At 45.9% G+C, this 532-nt stretch carries 1 protein-coding gene; it reads left to right on the top strand.

Going from position 1 to position 532, the window contains the following annotated elements; translation table 11 throughout:
- Window positions 1-340: aldo/keto reductase (locus tag R7Q48_RS30610; protein ID WP_318134181.1), on the top strand; the 340-nt coding region annotated here is incomplete at its 5' end.
- Between the last annotated feature and the right edge of the window lie 192 nt (window positions 341-532).

Genomic DNA, 532 nt, shown 5'->3' on the forward strand with positions numbered 1-532 from the left:
ACCTCTGGCGTTTGGTTGTTTGAGTGGTAAATACTTAAATGGCGCAAAACCAGAAGGTGCACGCTGTACTAAGTGGGAGCGTTTCGCTCGTTACTTCACACCTCAAGGCGTCAAAGCGACAGAAGCATACGTGAACTTGGCACGTGAGCATGGCCTAGATCCTGCGCAAATGGCATTGGCGTTCGTCAATCAACGTCCATTTGTCGCTTCCAACATCATCGGTGCGACCAACCTTGATCAACTTAAAGCCAACATTGACAGCATCGATATCAAGCTTAGTGATGAGCTGTTAACAGACATTCAAGCGATCGGTACTACCTACTCTAACCCATGTCCATAAAAGCAAACAGGCTGACCACATAGGTCAGCCTGTTAATAGCACTTAGAACAAATCTATTTCGATATGCGTTTACAGCGTGTTGAGCTTTTAGGGTTAACTAAAGCGTAATGTTGGAAGCTCAACACGCTATAGATTACGTCGGTATTCGCGCACTTAGCACTCGACGAAGATGACGAACTCGACGTTCAACTT

The sequence above is a fragment of the Vibrio sp. 378 genome (genome assembly GCF_033339435.1).